Source organism: Methylobacterium sp. M6A4_1b (assembly GCF_053345175.1).
The window spans coordinates 168,581-185,825 of the sequence record NZ_JBKEZQ010000007.1 but is presented as its reverse complement, the minus strand read 5'-3'; the positions used below and the strand labels follow the sequence as shown (position 1 = coordinate 185,825).

16 protein-coding genes are annotated in these 17,245 nt (G+C 70.8%); 9 read left to right on the top strand and 7 right to left on the bottom strand.

Annotation, left to right across the window (positions count from 1 at the left end; translation table 11 throughout):
- Nucleotides 1-19 precede the first annotated feature (19 nt).
- Entirely contained in the window at nt 20-514 is a 495-nt protein-coding gene (locus ACLBWX_RS09980; RefSeq protein ID WP_056466294.1) for a MucR family transcriptional regulator, read from the bottom strand.
- 614 nt (nt 515-1,128) lie between these two features.
- Nucleotides 1,129-1,740 carry a class II aldolase/adducin family protein gene (locus tag ACLBWX_RS09975; RefSeq protein ID WP_447676939.1) on the bottom strand — a complete coding sequence of 204 codons (612 nt, stop codon included), beginning with the start codon at nt 1,738-1,740 and terminating at the stop codon, nt 1,129-1,131.
- A gap of 197 nt (nt 1,741-1,937) precedes the next feature.
- Here ACLBWX_RS09975 and ACLBWX_RS09970 point away from each other — a divergent pair, with 197 nt between their 5' ends.
- Entirely contained in the window at nt 1,938-4,568 is a 2,631-nt protein-coding gene (locus ACLBWX_RS09970; protein ID WP_447676902.1) for a bifunctional acetate--CoA ligase family protein/GNAT family N-acetyltransferase, read from the top strand.
- 19 nt (nt 4,569-4,587) lie between these two features.
- Here ACLBWX_RS09970 and ACLBWX_RS09965 read toward each other — a convergent pair whose 3' ends face one another.
- Nucleotides 4,588-5,598 (bottom strand): helix-turn-helix domain-containing protein, encoded by a 1,011-nt coding sequence (locus ACLBWX_RS09965; protein ID WP_447676901.1) that lies wholly within the window; start codon nt 5,596-5,598, stop codon nt 4,588-4,590.
- 460 nt (nt 5,599-6,058) lie between these two features.
- Here ACLBWX_RS09965 and ACLBWX_RS09960 point away from each other — a divergent pair, with 460 nt between their 5' ends.
- The 3 genes from ACLBWX_RS09960 (at nt 6,059) to ACLBWX_RS09950 (ending at nt 7,131) form a co-directional block, all read left to right on the top strand.
- Complete coding sequence (locus tag ACLBWX_RS09960; protein ID WP_447676900.1) at nt 6,059-6,268, top strand: cold-shock protein; 210 nt, start codon at nt 6,059-6,061, stop codon at nt 6,266-6,268.
- A gap of 134 nt (nt 6,269-6,402) precedes the next feature.
- Nucleotides 6,403-6,765: a DUF6481 family protein gene (locus tag ACLBWX_RS09955; RefSeq protein WP_447676899.1), complete on the top strand. Its 363-nt coding sequence runs from the start codon at nt 6,403-6,405 to the stop codon at nt 6,763-6,765.
- A 171-nt stretch (nt 6,766-6,936) separates the two neighbouring features.
- On the top strand, nt 6,937-7,131 hold the full coding sequence (locus ACLBWX_RS09950) for a hypothetical protein (RefSeq protein ID WP_447676938.1): 195 nt from the start codon (nt 6,937-6,939) through the stop codon (nt 7,129-7,131).
- A gap of 100 nt (nt 7,132-7,231) precedes the next feature.
- On the opposite strand, the gene ACLBWX_RS09945 is transcribed toward ACLBWX_RS09950, so the two are convergent.
- Nucleotides 7,232-8,155: a L,D-transpeptidase gene (locus ACLBWX_RS09945; RefSeq protein WP_447676898.1), complete on the bottom strand. Its 924-nt coding sequence runs from the start codon at nt 8,153-8,155 to the stop codon at nt 7,232-7,234.
- Nucleotides 8,156-8,491: 336 nt separating this feature from the next.
- Here ACLBWX_RS09945 and ACLBWX_RS09940 point away from each other — a divergent pair, with 336 nt between their 5' ends.
- The 3 genes from ACLBWX_RS09940 (at nt 8,492) to ACLBWX_RS09930 (ending at nt 13,186) form a co-directional block, all read left to right on the top strand.
- Entirely contained in the window at nt 8,492-8,740 is a 249-nt protein-coding gene (locus tag ACLBWX_RS09940; protein ID WP_447676897.1) for a hypothetical protein, read from the top strand.
- Between the two features lie 175 nt (nt 8,741-8,915).
- Entirely contained in the window at nt 8,916-11,666 is a 2,751-nt protein-coding gene (locus tag ACLBWX_RS09935) for a PAS domain S-box protein (protein WP_447676896.1), read from the top strand.
- A 263-nt stretch (nt 11,667-11,929) separates the two neighbouring features.
- Entirely contained in the window at nt 11,930-13,186 is a 1,257-nt protein-coding gene (locus ACLBWX_RS09930) for an MFS transporter (RefSeq protein WP_447676895.1), read from the top strand.
- A 16-nt stretch (nt 13,187-13,202) separates the two neighbouring features.
- Here the strand turns inward: ACLBWX_RS09930 and ACLBWX_RS09925 are convergent, their stop codons facing one another.
- Nucleotides 13,203-13,967, bottom strand: a complete 765-nt coding sequence (locus tag ACLBWX_RS09925; protein ID WP_447676894.1) for a ComF family protein — start codon at nt 13,965-13,967, stop codon at nt 13,203-13,205.
- 49 nt (nt 13,968-14,016) lie between these two features.
- Nucleotides 14,017-14,247, bottom strand: a complete 231-nt coding sequence (locus ACLBWX_RS09920; RefSeq protein ID WP_447676893.1) for a hypothetical protein — start codon at nt 14,245-14,247, stop codon at nt 14,017-14,019.
- 118 nt (nt 14,248-14,365) lie between these two features.
- Between ACLBWX_RS09920 and ACLBWX_RS09915 the strand changes: the two genes are divergently transcribed.
- The gene (locus ACLBWX_RS09915; RefSeq protein WP_447676892.1) at nt 14,366-15,244 is read left to right on the top strand and encodes a methyltransferase domain-containing protein; all 879 of its coding nucleotides are present in this window, start codon (nt 14,366-14,368) and stop codon (nt 15,242-15,244) included.
- A gap of 10 nt (nt 15,245-15,254) precedes the next feature.
- Nucleotides 15,255-15,614 carry a DUF427 domain-containing protein gene (locus tag ACLBWX_RS09910; RefSeq protein ID WP_447676891.1) on the top strand — a complete coding sequence of 120 codons (360 nt, stop codon included), beginning with the start codon at nt 15,255-15,257 and terminating at the stop codon, nt 15,612-15,614.
- 13 nt (nt 15,615-15,627) lie between these two features.
- On the opposite strand, the gene ACLBWX_RS09905 is transcribed toward ACLBWX_RS09910, so the two are convergent.
- Complete coding sequence (locus tag ACLBWX_RS09905) at nt 15,628-17,196, bottom strand: DUF6880 family protein (RefSeq protein ID WP_447676890.1); 1,569 nt, start codon at nt 17,194-17,196, stop codon at nt 15,628-15,630.
- Nucleotides 17,197-17,245: the final 49 nt, after the last annotated feature.

Below are 17,245 nucleotides of genomic sequence, written 5' to 3'. Positions count from 1 at the left end.
ACCCGCGGGTCACCCGGCCTCAGGCCTGGGCGGCCACCCGGGGACGGCGTCCGCGCGGGGCCGGCGCGGCAGCCTCGATCTCGGCGGCGGGAACGGTCTCCTGCTTACGGCGCTGCTGGCCGAGGCCCATGTTCTTGGCCAGTTCCGAGCGGGCAGCCGCGTAGTTCGGGGCGACCATCGGATAGTCGCTCGGGAGATTCCACTTGGTGCGATACTGCTCCGGGGTCATCTCGTAGCGCGTGCGCAGGTGGCGCTTGAGCGATTTGAACTTCTTCCCGTCTTCCAGGCAGACGATGAAATCCGGCGTGATCGAGCGCTTGATCGAGACGGCGGGGGTCAGAGGCTCAGCCTTCTCCTCGGTCCCGACCTGATTCAGCTTGCCGAGGGTGAGGTAGACCGAGCCGATCAGGGCGGGCAGGTCCGCGATCGGAACCGAGTTGTTGCTCACGAAGGCAGATACGATGTCTGCCGCGAGTTCGATGTAGTCCGGCAGGGGTCCGTTCTCAGCGCTCATTCTGAATCTCTCGTTGCATTTCGGCTGCCGCCACCCCCACTGCGATCCGCTGTTTCGGAGGTTTGGGATGTAGCGGCATGGTTGTGACTTGTCGGTAGCTATGATGAAGACAAGCAAAACGCAAGAGCCCAGTCAGGTGTCGTAAAGCTGGCGTTCGGTTTCTTCCTGTTGAACTGGAATAGATCAGCAGCAATAGCCATTCCGAAAATCCAGCCTGATTTTGCCCAATTTTCTACCTTTCTGCACAAGGTCTGAAGGATCATCCTCCAGCGCCTATATGTCGCCCGAGGCAGACGGTAAAATTAATTTTACCTGGGATCTTGATTGATCTGATAGGGCTCAGATGCCGCGCTTCATCTGATCCAATTAAGTCCTATTGGGTCGTAACTTAGCAAACTGGGGCGAAGAACTAAAAAGGTCCTTGAATACAGAATTCTAATGCGTTCCGGCGCGGGCAGTCTGCGATGAGGGCGAAATTTCTGGCCGATCGGTGCGCATTCTCCCGCAAAAATTTATGCCGGGCAGATGTGGATGATCCGAAACGGATGATCTCGGCACGCGCCCAAGTCGTCTCAGGCCCAAGTCGTCTCCCGCGCAAGTCGCCTCGCGCCAGGTTAGTCATCGCTGCGGTTGCGCGGACCGTAGGACTTGAACCGCTCGACTGTCCGCCAGATCTCGTCGTCCGCCAGGACGATCGGCGTCCCGACCTGCAAGGCCATCGCGTATTGTCGGCAGAGGGCCTCCACCTCGACCGCGAGCCAGAGTGCCTTCGGGAGGTCCGCGCCGACGGCGATCATGCCGTGATTGGCCAGGAGGCAGGCCGTCCGCCCCTCCAGGGCCGCGAGGGCCGCGGCCGACAGGGCCTCGGTGCCGTAGGGGGCGTAGGGGGCGCAGCGCACGGTCGGGCCGCCGGCGGCCGCGATCATGTAGTGCACCGCCGGGATCTCCTGCCCGCACATCGCGAAGGCGGTGCAGTGGGTCGGGTGCGCGTGCACGACCGCGTTGACCTCCGGCCGCGCCGCGAGGATGTCGCGGTGAAAGCGCCATTCGGACGACGGCGCGAGGGGGTGCGCGTGGCCACCGTCGAAATCCATCGCCACGATGTCCGCCGCCTCCAGGGACTCGGCCGGGATCCCCGACGGCGTGACGAGGAAGCCCGCGCCCGCCCGCACCGAGACGTTGCCGGAGGTGCCTTGGCTCAGCCCGAGGGTGATGAGGTCGCGCATCGTCGCGACGATGCCGGCGCGGGCCGCCGCATCCGCGGCTTCGGGAGAGGTCAGGGACTTCGGCATGCGGGACTCCGGGCGCGAACGCCCTACCGGTCGGGCGCGGGCGGTCTATAACACCGCCTGCCGGATGCGCTCGCCGTCCGGCCCGGTTCAGGGGCGGTGGCCCCGTCACCCGAGCAGAGGCGTCCCGCCTGATGAGTACGTACCGCTTCGAGGCGTTGCTCGCCCCGCGCGCGATCGCCCTGGCCGGTCTCGAGGCGGGGCCGGCCGGGTTGGCCGAGGCCGTCCTGGCCAACCTGCGCCGCGGCGGCTTTCCCGGGCCGATCCACCGGCTCGGACCGGACGCGGCGGCCGGGATGGTCCCGGGTTTCGCCGACCTGCCGGAGGCGCCGGACCTCGTGATCCTGGCGACCCCCGCCGCCGAAATTCCCGATCGGGTCGCGGAAGCCGGGCGGCGCGGCGCGGCCAGCGCCGTGATCCTGACGCCGGACGTCGGCGACGCCGTCTGCGAGGCGGCCCGGGCGGAGGCGCGCCGCCATGGCCTGCGCCTGCTCGGCCCCGGCAGCATCGGCCTGTCCGTGCCGGGCGCGCAGCTCGACGCGAGCCTTCTCGCGCGTGCGCCGAAGGCCGGCGACCTTGCGCTGGTCTCGCAGTCGGGCACGGTGGCCGCCGGCATCGTCGAGTGGGCGGCGCGCCGGGATGTGGGCTTCTCGGCGGTGCTCTCCCTCGGCATCGCCTGCGACATCGACGTGGCGGACTGCCTCGACCACTTCGCCGCCGACATCCGCACCCGCGCGATCCTGCTCTCCCTCGATGCGGTCATCGATGCGCGCAAGTTCATGTCGGCGGCGCGGGCCGCCGCGCGCGCCAAGCCGGTGGTGGTTCTGCGGGCGGGGCGGCACCGGGCGCCGACCCGGCACGCCGCGACCCATACGGGCGCGCTCGCGCGGCCCGACACCGTCTACGAAGCCGCGTTCCGGCGCGCCGGACTGCTCTCGGTGGAGAGCCTGGATGCGATGTTCTCCGCCGTGGAGACCCTCGGGCGCCAGCGCCCCTTCCCGGGCCACCGCCTCGCGATCCTGGGCAACGGACGCGGCATCGGCGCCCTGGCGGCCGACCGCCTCGCCGACCGCGGCGGCACACTCGCGGCGGCGGGGACGCTGGGCAATCCCGTGGATCTCGGCGTCGCCGCCGGGCCCGCGGATTATGCCGAGGCCCTCGCGCCGCTGCTGGCGGATCCCGGCAACGACGCGGTCCTGGCCGTGCACGTGCCGACGGCGCGCTCGGACGGCACGGAGGTCGCCGCGGCGATCGCCGATACCGTCGCCCGCATCCGCCGGAGCGGCGCGCGCAGGAAGCCGGTCTTCGCGGTCACGATCGGCGAAGAGGCCGAGGCCGTCGGCCGCCTCGCCGCCGCCGGCATCCCGCGCTTCTCCACCGACGACGCAGCGGTCGAGGGATTCCTGCACCTCGTGCGCTACCGGGAGGCGCAGAACGACCTGATGCGCACGCCCGATTCGCTGCCGCGCGACTTCTCGCCCGACGTCGAAGCGGCCCGCGCCGTCGTCGCGCAGGCGGTGGCCCAAGGGCAGACCTGGCTCGATCCCGTGGCGGTGGCCGACCTCCTCGCCGCCTACCGCATCGACAGCGTGCCCCTGACGCTCGCCCCCGACATCGATGCCGCCGCGACGGCCGCCTGGCCCATCATCGCCCGCGGCGGCGCCGTCGCGCTCAAGGTCGTCTCGCCGGACATCGTCCACAAATCCGACATCGGCGGCGTACGGCTCGACCTCACCAGCGAGGCCGATGTGCGGGCGGCCGCCGCCGACATCCTGGCCCGGGCCCGCCGGCTCGCGCCGGAGGCGCGGATCACCGGCTTCGCGGTGCAGCCGATGATCCGGCGCGGCAAGCAGCGCGAGCTGATCGCGGGCCTCGCCGAGGACCCGACCTTCGGGCCCGTGGTGGTTTTCGGGCGCGGTGGCACGGCGGTGGAGGTCATCGACGACCGGGCCGTCGGCCTGCCACCCCTCGACCTGCGCCTCGCCTCCGAGCTGATCGACCGCACCCGGGTCGCCCGGCGCCTGGCGGCCTACCGCGACGTTCCGGCGGTGAACCGCCACGCGGTGGCGCTGGTCCTCGTGAAGCTCGCGCAGCTGGCCGCCGATTGTCCGGAAGTGCGCGAGCTCGACATCAACCCGCTTCTCGCCGACGAGACCGGCGCGCTCGCCCTCGATGCCCGCGTGATGGTGGCGCCCGAAGCCGTGGCCGGACGGCGCGCCCGGGGCGCTTACCATCCGCGCTTCGCGATCCGCCCCTATCCGGTGGAATGGGAGCGCACCCTCCACCTCCGGGGCGAGACCGTCACGGTGCGTCCGGTGCGTCCGGAGGACGAGGCGCTGTTCCTCACCTTCTTCCAGTCGGTCAGCGCCGAGGATCTGCGCCTGCGCTTCTTCGCGCCGGTGCGGGACTTCAACCACGCCTTCCTCGCCAAGCTCACCCAGCTCGACTACGCCCGCGCCATCGCCTTCGTGGCCATCGATGCCGCCACCGGGATGATGCTCGGTGCCGTGCGGCTCCACGCCGACGCCAATCACGACAGCGGCGAGTACGCCATCCTGATCCATGGCGACCGCAAGGGCACCGGCCTCGGCCACGCCCTGATGAGTCTGATGATCGACTGGGCCCGCATCGAGGGACTCGCACGGGTCGAGGGGACGGTGCTGCGCGAAAACAGGCCCATGCTCGCGGTCTGCCGCCAGCTCGGCTTCACCACCCGGCCGGACAAGGAGGATGGCGGCGTGATCAAGGTCTCGCTGGCCCTCTAGGGCGGCTGCCCGATCCGCCTCAGGCCCGCTCGGCGATCCGCCGGACCCCGCCGGGATCGGCGCTCGCGCTGAACTGCGACGGCGACATTCCGAAATGCTGCCGGAACGCGCGGCTGAGCTGGGCCGCGCTGCGGAATCCCACCTCCTCGGCCAGCACCGCGATGGGATGCGGCTGGGCCGGCGCGCCGAGGGCCTCCTTGATCCGTTCGAGCCGGGCCGTGCGGATGAAGCATTCGACCCCGCCCACCGGCTGGAACAGCGCGAACAGCTTGGAGCGCGAAGCGCCGATGCGGCGCGCGACTTCGGCGGCGCTCAGGTCCGGGTTGCCCAGGTTCGCCTCGATGTAGAGACAGGCCTTCTGGTAGAGCCGGGCCGGGTCGTTCAGCGCTGTCCCGTGTCCGAGGGCGGCCGTGACGGCCTGGGCCATCAGCGTGGCCGTATGGCTCATCGTCTCGGCATCGAGGGCCGTCAGGCGCGGCAGGCGCTCGCGCATCCGCAGGAGATGCGAGGTGTAGGGATCGGCGATATCCGGCGGGATGACGAGGCCGTGGATCCGGTCCAGGGGGCCGAACCAGCGCCGGGCGAAGGCGCGCGGCATGGCGACGAAGTTGCGTCGCTGGCGCGGGATGCCCTGGGCGTCGCGAATGATCGTCGGACGGGAAAAATCGATGACGTAGACCGAGCCGGCCCCGGTCCGCACCTCCCGGCCGTCGAAGTTGCCGATGATGTCGCCCGTCTCGACATGCTGCAGGACGATCGCGTCGAGGCCGTCGTAACCGAGCTTCTGCGCCGGCCGATGGAAGACGAAGGGGACCCCGTCCATGAAGTGGAAGCGCAGGTGCTCGGACCAGAAACTGGTGATCTCCACATGGAACGGCGTCACCAGCGGCGTCATCAGCGCCGCGCTGGCGAACATCAATTGGTAGACCTGTGCGGCGTCGGCCTCGGGATAGTCGCCACTGGAGAAGCGCACCTGCCGGAGGGGGAAGGTCCCGTCTTTGACGTGCCGGTCCGAAAGCGAAGTTTGCAAGGTTGGGATCACGAAAGCGGGCGAAGGGTCGGAGTGATCAATGACTTTCGCATCCTCCGGTTCCGCCGCCGCGGCTGGATCGATTCGCGCGGAGAAAGTGCTGGTGCGTGGTCGGCGTGGCCAAGTCTGGCGCCCCGGACCGCGGGATCGGTGCGCACGACGCGCCGCGCCCCGGATCTACGCTGGACTCACGCCGGAGATCGCGATCGACCATCGGCTGCCGCAGCGACGTCTTTCCATCGAAATTCGGGACCTGCGACACCCGATCTGACTTTCGATTTGCTAAACGGCGGCTGAGCGCGTACAGTTTCAATATCAATTCAACGGCAGAACCTCGGTGGCGCGGTTTCGTTTACGAAATCGAGCCGAGGATTTTTAGGCCCTGAACTGGTGACGGAGACGGCCGCGCATGATCGCGTGGACCTCCGGTAGATGAAGCCCGCAAGGGCGAAGGAATACGATGGCTGTCGGTACTGTTAAGTGGTTCAACGAAACAAAGGGTTTCGGTTTCATCCAGCCGGATAACGGCGGAAGCGACGTGTTCGTGCACATCTCGGCTGTCGAGCGCGCCGGCATGCGCGGCCTCGCGGAAGGCCAGAAGGTCTCCTACGAGATGGAAACCGACAAGCGCAGCGGCAAGCAGTCCGCCGGCAACCTCCAGACCGTCTGATCACGGCGGGCTCCCGTGTGGAGCCCGACCTGTTTCGAGAGCCGCCTCCCGAACGGGAGGCGGCTTGCTCGTGTTCTGAGACCCGATTCCAGGGGAGCGCGCCGAGGGCGGCCTCCCGCATGACAGGATCCTGTGTGAGCCAATTCAACCCGAACTCGATGACCGACCGCCTCAAGGCCGCGACCGAAGCCCGTGCCGCGGCACTGGCGCGCTTCCGCGATCGCCCGGCAGCGGATGATCCGGCCGTGGTCGCCCGCAAGGCGGAGCGGGCGCAGATCGCTCGGGAGCGCGAGATCCGCGTGGCGGCTCGCGAGCAGGCCCGGCTCGAGGCCGAAGCCCAGCGTGCCGCCGAGGCCGAGGCCGAGCGCGAGCGTCAGGCCGCCGAGGAGATCCGTTCCGCCGAGGAGAAGGTGGCCCAGGCCGCTGCCGCCCGTCTGGAGCAGAAGGCCCAGCGCGATGCCCGCTACGCCGCCCGCAAGGCCAAGGCGCGCCGCTAAGAACGGCGCCGGGATCCGTTGATCCTGCGACGAGACGCGGCGGGTTCGGCGCGAACCCGCCAGGCGGCGCGTCCCATGGGACGGGCCCGCATCACCGGGACCGCCGCGGCCGGCGGCACCACCCTTGGCGCGACCCCGGTCCGCCAGACCTCCACCGAGGAGACAAGCGCCATGTCCCACAAGTTCAAGATCGGCCAGCGCGTGCGCCGCGCCCAGATCGGCTACACCTCCCCGAAGACCGACATCACCGACGTCTTCGAGGTGATCCGCCTCGTTCCCGAGGACCAGACCGGCGAGCCGTTCTACCGGATCAAATCCGGCAGCAGCGAGCGCGCGGTGCGCGAGGGCGAGATCACCGAGGCCTGAGGGGCGTACCGCCGCGCCCGTCACGGGGGCACCGCGCAACTCCACCGAGATTCGACGGCAGCGGCCTCTTCCTCACGCCGTGAGGGGGAGGCCGTTCGCGTCAGCCCAGCACCACCACGCGGGAGCCGATCTCGACACGGCCGTAGAGGTCGATGACATCCTGGTTGATCATCCGGATGCAGCCCGACGAGACGCTCTTGCCGATCGATTCCGGCTCGAGGGTTCCGTGGATGCGGTAGAGGGTGTCCTTGTTGCCCTGCCAGAGATAGTGCGCCCGCGCGCCGAGGGGATTGCGCGAGCCGCCGGGCACGCCGAGGCCGCTCTGGAGCTGGGAAACGGAGCGCGCCAGCTTCGGCGTGCGCGCGATCATCTCCTTGGGCGGATACCAGTCCGGCCACATCTGCTTCGAATTCACCGTCGAGGCGCCGGACCACGAGAAACCCTGCTTGCCGACGCCGACGCCGTAGCGTCGCGCCCGGCCGTTCGGCTGGACGAGGAAGAGGTGGTGGGCCCGGGGGTCGATCACGATGGTGCCCGGGGTCTCCGAGCCCGTATAGGCGACCTCCTGGCGCAGGAAGGACGGGTTCGCCTTGCGCCAGTTGAAGGCATAGACCGGAAAGGGCTCGTCGGTGATCGCCGCGTAGGCGCGGTTGAAGTCGATGGGGCCGTTGTCGACGGGCTTGGCCGGAGCGGCCTGCTGGGCCGAGGCCGGGGGCACCTGGCGCGGGGCGTAGAGGTCCGCATCCGGATCGTCCGCCATTGCGGGCCGGCCGCGCTGGCTCCGCACCGGGTCGAGATCGCGTTCGGCCCCGCGCTCGGAATAGGGCACGTACTGGCCGCCCCGGCGCCGGTAGAGCCGCCCGTCCTCGTCGCGATAGAGGCGCTCGTCGTCGTAGGCGCCATCCCCGTCGATGGCGCCGCCGAAGAGGCCGCGTCCCTGGGCGAGGGCGGACCCGACGGGCGTGAGGAGCGCGAGGCTCGTCGTCGCCCCGGAGAGAAGCGTGCGGCGGGTCGTGTGAGACATGGGGCGGTGCTCGGGCAGTCGTCGGAGATGGGTCGTTCGTGCCCGGGCCTAGCAAGTCGACGCAGAGCCGTCACGTCGTGTGGACGAAGGGCAGCCCTGCAAGAGCGCTAAAGTTCGCGGGCGATGCAGTGCGGGCACAATCACCGCCCTTGGAAACCATCCGGAAAACCTTTCGAAGACCCGCGCGAATACGGTGGTATCGCGCTTTCACCATGTCGACGAAAAAACGGTGCCCAGTGCCGCGATCCGGTTGCGGGCCGGTTGCAAAACCCCGGGCCGTGCCGACATAGCTGCTCACACGCCGACCCCCATCCTCGAATACATGGAACGCGACCCGTGCCGGTCCCTCCGCGTCCCCGTAACCGCGCGCCCCATGCGGCGCTCGCGGCGCTTCTGCTCGTCACGCTGATGGCCGGCGAGAGCCAGGCCGGCCGCAGCCGCACCCCGCCCGCGCCGGAGCCGTCCGCACCGGTGACAAGCTGGACCTCCACCGAGCCGGAGAACCCCACCTGCCAGCGCACCCGTCGCAAGCTCTGGCAGGCCGGGGAGGGCTGGGTGGTCCGCGGCGTCACGGTCTGCCGGTGAGCGGGGTCGCGCGCCGCGCCGGAGGTCCCCACGGGAAATCGACGCTGGCTGCGCGCTTGAGCGTAGGACAATCGCCCGCGCTTGGTTAAAGCTTGTCGGGCCATGCGTCGGATCCTGAGAACGGCCACCTCGATCGGGGCGAGGCGCGTCGGCGGGAGCGTGGCCGGAGGAATGCTTGAGTAGGATCGGCGACGCGCCCGAGACGGGGCCCGAGGCCCTCGCGCGCTACGACATCCTGGACACCGCCCCCGAGGACGCGTTCGAGGACATCGTCACGCTCGCCTCCCGGATGCTGGAGATGCCGGTCTGCCTGATCTCGCTGGTGGATACCGACCGCCAGTGGTTCAAGGCCCGGGTCGGGTTCCCGCGTCCCGAGACCGCGCTCACGGAGTCGATCTGCGCCCACGCGGTGCAGCAGGACGGCCTCTTCGTCATTCCCGACACGACCCGGGATCCGCGCACGGACGCGAACCCCCTCGTCACCGGTACGCCGCACGTGCGCTTCTACGCCGGCATGCCCCTGCGCACGCCGGAAGGGGCGGCCCTGGGCACCCTCTGCGTCCTCGACACGAAGCCGCGCGCGCTGACCGAGGCGCAGGGCTTCATCCTGCGCACCCTGGCCGGTCGGGTCATGACCGAACTCGGCCTGCGGCGCGCCCTGAAGGAGCGCCGCGCGAGCGACCGGCACAACGCGGCGATCATCGGGAGCGCCATCGACTACGGCATCATCACCCTGGACCTCGCCGGCCGGATCACGAGCTGGAATGCGGGGGCCGAGAGCGTCCTCGGCTGGAGCGAGGCCGAGATGACGGGTCGGGCCGCCGACCTCTTCTTCACGCCGGAGGACCGGACGCGCGGCGTGCCCGATCACGAGATGCGGCTCGCCCGCGAACTCGGCCGGGCCAACGACGAGCGCTGGCACATGCGCAAGGACGGCTCGCGCTTCTGGGGCATGGGCGAGATGATGCCCCTCAGGGACGAGGCGGACCGCCACATCGGCTATCTCAAGATCCTGCGCGACCGGACGGCCGAGCGCCGGGCCGAGGAGGACCTCCGGAAGCAGACGGCCCTGCTCCAGACCGTCACCGACCACTTGAGCGAGGCGGTGGTCCGCCTGAGCGAGGACGACGTCGTCACGTTCGCCAATCCCGCCGCCGAGGCGATGCTGGGTTGGCCCCGCGGCGGCCTGATCGGCCGCAACCTCCACGACACGGCGCATCACCACCATCCCGACGGCCGGCCCTTCCCGCGGGAGGAGTGCGAGGTCGTCCGGTCCCTGCGCAGCGGCGTCGCCCTGCGGGACCGCGAGGCGACCTTCTTCCGCCAGGACGGCTCGCCCATCGACGTGATCACCAACAACGCGCCCATCATCGAGGACGGGGTGGTGCAGGGCGGCGTCCTGACCCTGACCGACATCACCGAGCGCAAGGCGGCCAATGCCCGCCTGCGCCGGAGCGAGGAGCGCCTGAGCCTCGCCCTCAACGCGTCCGGCATGATCGGAACCTGGGACTGGGACCTGCGCGAGGACGTGATCTACGCCGATCCGAACTTCGCCCGGATCTACACCGTCGATCCGGACCGCGCCGCCCTCGGGGCGCCCCTGGCGGAGTACATCCGCAACTTCCATCCCGACGACATGCCGCGGTTCCAGGCCGAGCTCGACCGCCTCTTCGCGGGCGCCAAGGAATTCGCCTGCGAGTACCGCATCCTCCAGCCGGACGGCTCCCATCGCTGGGTGATCGCCCGCGGGAGCCTGGTGCGGGCCGCAGACGGGACGCCGCTGCGGTTTCCGGGGGCTTCGGTGGACATCACCGAACGCAAGCGGGCCGAGGAGCGCCAGGCGGCCCTGGTCGAGCTCGGCGAACGCCTGCGCGAGTTACGGGACCCCGGCGAGATCGCCTTCGTGGCCGCCGAGATCGCCGGCCGCACCCTCGGGCTGACCCGCGCGGCCTACGGCGTGCTCGACGATTCCGGGGTCTACCTCGACATCGTCCGGGACTGGACCCTGCCGGGGGCGGGCACCCTGGTCGGCCGCCACCGCTACGCCGATTACGGCTCCTACCTGCCGGAGCTGCGCCGGGGGCTGGCCGTCGTCATCGCGGACGTGGAGACCGATCCGCGCACCGCGGACCGGTCGGCGGCCTTCCGCGCCCTCGACGTGCGCACCGTCATCAACCTGCCGCTGATGGAGCGCGGACAGCTCGTGGCGGTGTTCTGCCTGCACGATTCGAAGTGGCGCGACTGGACGCCGGACATCCTCGACTTCGTGCGCAACGTCGTCGACCGCACCCGCGCCGCCGTGGCCCGCCTGCGGGCCGAGGAGCAGCAGGAGCTGGTCAACCGCGAACTCAGCCACCGCATGAAGAACCTGCTGGCCATGGTGCAGTCGATCGCGACGCAGACCATGCGCACGGCCGTCGACGTCGATACGGCCAAGGAGGTGCTCGCCGGCCGCCTCATCGCGCTGGGCCAGGCACACGACCTCCTGATGGGAGGCGCCCTCGGCAGCACCCTGATCGGCCCGGTGGTGCGGGGCGCCCTGAAGCTGCACGAGGACCGGGAGGGCCGTTTCCGCCTCGACGGACCCGAACTCGAGATCGGCGCCAAGCCGGCCCTGTCGCTGGCGCTGATGCTGCACGAACTCGCCACCAATGCGGCCAAGTACGGGGCGCTCTCCGAGGAGAACGGGCACGTGGCGATCCGCTGGGACGTGCGCGACGAGGCCGGCGAGCCCAGCCTCGCCTTCTCCTGGGCCGAGATCGGCGGGCCGCCGGTGACGCGGCCGACCCGCAAGGGATTCGGCTCGCGCTTCATCGAGCGCGGACTCGCCGGGCAGGTCGGGGGCACCATCGACCTCGACTTTCCCGCCGATGGCGTCACCTGCGTGATCACCGCACCCCTAGCAGCCTTCCAGGCCGACGGCTGAGCCCGGGACCTGCGCCGAATAACTTCTGGGCAGTGCCGCCTCGTGCGGCAGCCCGATGCCGCTGCCGTCGGCAGCCAGATGCCCGCGGACCGGGCAGGCATGGGCGTGGACGACCTCCGAAGATCTGGCACGTTCGGTGCTTGGCTCGACTCGTCGCCAGTCGGCGACGCGCGGAGCAAAGGCGCTCCGCACGCGGACGGCGTGAGTCCGGATCCCTTGGCACGAACGGCCGCTCCGCGGCCGCGAACCTCGAGACGCACTCCATGGCCAGCTTCAAGACCGTGATGAAATCCGGTCATCCTCCGACTCTGTTCGCCGCCTTCCTCTACTTCGATTTCTGCTTCGCGATCTGGGTGCTCAACGGCGCCATGGGTCCGTTCATCACCGAGACCTACAAGCTGACCCCGGCCCAGACCGGCTTCATGATCTCGCTGCCGATCCTGGCGGGCGCGATCATGCGCTTCCCGCTCGGGATCCTGGCCCAGTATATCGGCCGCAAGAACGCCGCCATCACCGAGATGACGGTGATCATGTTCGCGATGGCCTTCGGCTTCTTCTACGTGGACACCTACGACGAGGTGCTCGCCATGGGCGTGCTCCTCGGCATCGCCGGCGCCTCCTTCGGCGTCGCCCTGTCCCTCGGGTCGGGCTGGTTCCCGAAGGAGCACAAGGGCCTCGCGATGGGCATCGCCGGAGCCGGCAATTCCGGCACGGTGCTCGCCGTGCTGTTCGCGCCGCCCCTGGCCCAGGCCTATGGCTGGCAGACCGTCTACGGCTTTGCCGGCTGCGTCATGGCGATCCCGCTGATCGTGATGATCGTCTTCGCCAAGGAGCCCCCTGACGCCGAGCACCAGTCCTTCAAGGAGCACGTCTCCTGCCTGTTCCAAAAGGACGGCTGGGCCTTCAACCTCATCTACATCATCACCTTCGGCGGCTTCATCGGCCTGTCGAACTTCCTGCCGACGTTCTTCTACGAGCAGTTCGCCGTGACCAAGGTCGAGGCCGGCCGCCTCACCATGCTGGCGGCCCTGATGGGCTCCGGCATCCGCGTCGTCGGCGGCTACTTCGCCGACCGGCTCGGCGGCATCCTGGTGCTGTCCGTGGTGCTGCTCGCCGCCGTCGGCTCGTTCCTGCTCCTCACGGCCTCGCCCTCGCTGGCGCTGACCACGGCCCTGTTCATGCTGTGCTTCGCCGCCCTCGGGGCCGGCAACGGCGCCCTGTTCCAGCTCGTGCCCCTGCGCTGGCCCGCCAACACGGCGGTGGCCGGCTCGATGATCGGCGAGGTCGGGGCCCTCGGCGGCGCGATCCTGCCCAACGTGATGGGCCTGTCGAAGCAGTATACCGGCTCCTTCGCCCTCGGCTTCGTCGGCTACGCGGTCTTCGCCGCCCTGGTCCTGGTCTGCCTGCTGGTCTGGCAGCGCAAATGGGTCGGCACCTGGGTCGGCCCGCGCGGCAAGGTGCTGGCACCGAGCACGCCCGAGCACGCCGAGGCCGGCCGCCTCGATCCGCTCACGGCCTGAGCGGCACCGCCGGCGCTCAGCCGATCTCCTCCGCCACCAGCGCGAAGGTCAGGACATCCACCGAAGCCGCGCCGCCGCGCAGGAGGACCCGCGCGGCGGCGTTGGCCGTGGCACCGGTGGTCATCACGTCGTCGATCAGGAGGATGCGTCGGCCCTGCAGCCGGGGCCGCGCCGCCTCCGGGACCCGGAAGGCGCCCTGGAGGTTCGTCGCCCGGGCCACCCGGCTCAGGCCCACCTGCGGGCGCGTCGCCTTCACGCGGGCGAGGTAGCCCGGCTCGGCAGGCCGCCCGGCGATGCGGCCGATCCGCCGCGCCAGGAGGGCGGCCTGGTTGAAGCGGCGCCGCCACAGGCGCCACCGGTGCAGCGGCACCGGCACGAGGCAATCCGCCCGGGTCAGGAGGTCGGTCCCGGCGCCCGCCATCATCCCGGCGAGCGCGGGACCGAGATCCAGGCGGTCCTCGTATTTCAGGCGATGGACGAGGTCGCGGGCGACGCCCTCGTAGAGGGCCACCGCCCGCGCCTGTCCGAAGACCGGTGGATCCGCGATGGCGCGCGGGGAGAGCAGCGTGCCGGTGCCGTGGTCGATGGCGAAGGGCGTGCCGAAGCGGGCGCAGCAGGGCTGCTCGATCAGCCGCAGGCCCGACCAGCAGCGGGCGCAGAGGGCGTGCGGGTCGGCGATGGCGCCGCCGCAGCCCGGGCAGGTCGGCGGATAGACCAACGCGAGGGCACCTCGGAGTGAGGCGCGCAGTCGAAGCGCGACGAGGCGGGCGGCGGGTGCCATGACGGCCACCCTACCACCCGCATCGCCGGGATACGATCTGTGATTGTGCTCAGCGGGCCTGCTGCTGCGGCTGAGCCTGGTTCTGCTCGCGGTCGCGCTTGTTGGCCTGATGGCGGCCGACGACGCAGCCGGCCGCGGCGCCGAGGACCCCATGGCCCGCCACGTGGCCGGCGACGCCGCCGACGAGCGCACCCTTGATGCAGCCCTTGGCCTCGGCGCCGGTGGTGCCGAGGCTGATCCCAGCGAGGGTGAGGGCCGCGCCGAACAAAATGGACTTCATGGCGTCTGATCTCCTCGATTCGTCGTCGAATCGCTGGGCCTTAACAGCGAGGGCCGGAATCACGTTCCGTCCCCGTTGCCGCTGGCGCGCACGATCCCGGCGCGCCATCTAGATCGTGATGACCGCGCCCCCGCTGTTCGATACGGGCCTCGCCCGCCGCCGCCTCGCCCGTGCCCACCGGGCCGGCTATGCCGACTTCCTGCTGCGCAGGGTCGTCGACGATCTGGAGGACCGCCTCGGGGCGGTGCTGCGGACCTTTGCCGAGGCCGTCGACCTCGGCACCCCGTCGTCGCTCGCCGCCGGGCGCCTGCGCGAATCCGGCCGGGTCGGGCACCTCACCCGCCTCGCGCCCCGCGCGGAGGCCGGCGCGGTCCTCGCCGACCCCGAGATCCTGCCGCTGGCGCCGGGCCGGTTCGACCTCGCCGTCTCGCTCCTCGCCCTGCAGCACGTCAACGACCTGCCCGGCGCCCTTGCGCAGCTGCGCCGGACCCTGCGCCCCGACGGGCTGTTCATCGGCTGCCTCCTCGGCGGCCGGACCCTGACGGAGCTGCGCCAGGTCTTCGGGCAGGCGGAGAGCGAGGTCGAGGGCGGCGTCAGCCCGCGCGTCGCCCCCTTCGCCGAGGTCCGCGAGATGGGCAGCCTGCTGCAGCGGGCCGGCTTCGCCCTGCCGGTCACCGATGTCGAGACGGTCACGGTGCGCTTTCCCGACCCGTTCGCGCTGATGCACGACCTGCGCGCCATGGGGCTGACCAACGTCCTGATCGACCGCCGCCGCACCCCCCTGCGCCGCGACACGCTCCTGCGTGCCGCCGCCCTCTATGCCGAGCGCTTCTCCGATCCCGACGGGCGCATCCGCGCCAGCTTCGAGATCCTGTGGCTCTCGGGCTGGGCCCCGCACGAGAGCCAGCAGAAGCCCCTGAAGCCCGGCACCGCGCAGACGCGCCTCGCCGAGGCCCTGGGCACCACCGAACGCAAGCCCGAAGGACAGAACCCGTGAGACACGAACCATGAGGCAGCCCGGACCCGACCATCCGATCGCCATCGTCCCGCATACCGGCCGGCTGCGGATCCGGCTCGCGGGGACGCTTCTCGCCGAGACCGAGTCCGCCCTCGTGCTCACCGAGGCGGACTATCCGCCGGTCTTCTACGTCCCGCGGGCCGACGCCCGCTGGGAGCATTTCGCCCCGAGCGCCCGCCGCAGCCACTGTCCGTACAAGGGGGATGCGAGCTACTTCACGCTGACGACGCCGGACGCCGACCGGCCGGACGCGGTCTGGAGCTACGAGGCGCCCTATCCGGCGGTGGCCGCCATCGCCGGGCATCTCGCGTTCTATCCGGACAAGATCGACCCGATCGAGCAGGACTGACCGAGCGCGGCCGTCAGTCCCGGACCTGGGACCAGAACGCGGCCTTGCGTCCGTGCAGACGACGCAGCGTGCCGCGGTAGGCCTCCGGATCCTCCGTCAGGCCGTCGAGGGCGTCGAGGTAGCGGGCGGCGTGGCCGTAGGCGGCGCTGCGCCCGTGTTCCAGGATGGAATCGATGAGCAGGCGGTAGAGTTCGGCCGCCGCTTCCGGCCGGGTCCGCTCGAGAGCCTCGGCGGCGGGCGCCAGGATCTCGTAGCGGGTCCCGTCCCAGCTGCCGCGATGGGCCAAGACCAGGCGGGCGGCGCGGTCCGCATTCGGCCAGTGGGTGAGGAAGGCCAGGGCCCGGTAGCGGTCCGGATGGGCTTCCGCGTGGTCGAAGGCGCGCTCCAGCGCCTCGTCGTCCTCGAAATCGGGCAACTTGGCGAGGTAGGCCCGCAGCATCGCCGGATCGAGGTTGCGCCCGAAGGCCGCCCAGCGCAGGGCCTGTGCGGCCTCGGTTTGCCCGAGGCTGTCGAGGATTCGGATCTCCACGGCCTGGCGCGCCCGTTCGGGAGCGTCAGGGTCGAAATGCCCCGTGAGCAGGGCCTCCCGGGTGACCACGACCGGCCCGCGCTTCTGCGGCCGGCGGATCCAGTCCAGCGCCTCCGCTGCCCGGCCCGCCGCCAGCAGCCGCTCGGCGATCCGCACCCGGTCCGGCTGCTCGGGGGACACCGCCTGCTCGAAGCCGATGAAGGCGTCGACGTCGCCGGCCCGGTCGGCCAGGGCCTGACGCATCCGGACGACGCGGCTGCGCGCCAGCCGGGCGGCCCAGGCTCCCTGGTCGCTGGCCCGGCCCTCCGGAGCCGGGGGCGTGGCGGTCGCCAGCGCCACGTCGAGGGGCGCCAGCGCCCCCTCGGGCAGCCGCGGGATCAGATCGTGCAGCAGGGTTTCGACGAAGCCGTGGCCGTCCGCGCCGAGGCGGATCACCAGTCCGGTGGCGACCCCGGCAGCCTCCTCCGTGGGCAGGTCGACGATCAGCGCGGCGGCCGCATCGGCCGCGCGCTCGTAGACGCCGTGGATGCGTCCGCTCGAATCCTCGGCCCGCCCAAGGACGTCGCCGGCGCCGCCGAGGAAGCGGATCAGCCGGTCGAGGGCCGATCGGGGGTCCAGGGCGGCGAGTTCGGTCACCACGGTGGTGAGCATGGCGTCGAGGTCGGCCGCGAAGGCGCGCTGTTTCTGCCAGTCGATGTAGCCCTGGCCCCGCTCCAGGGCGGTGAGCCGCCGGTCGACCAGCGCCGCGATGGCGTCCGGCCCCTGCAGGCTCGCCACCGCCGCGGTCACCAGCTTCTTGAAGGTCGGGTTGCGCGCCGTCTCGGACAGGACGAGGCCGATCAGGCGCTCCAGCCCGAGCTCGGTCAGGGTCTCGGGGCTCGGCGTGGTCTTTCGCGACGCGCGCTTCGGCTTGGCCGGGCCGGGCTTGCTGGTACCGGGCTTGCCGGTACCGGGCTTGCCTGCACCGGACTCGCCGGCTCCGGATTTGCCGGCACCCGGGGCCTGAACGTGACCCGCCTTCGTCGCCGGTTTCGCCGCTGCCCTGCGTGCCATGCGCTCCACTCCTTCTCCCGACGGGGCGGGTCGCGCCGGACGGGGTCTG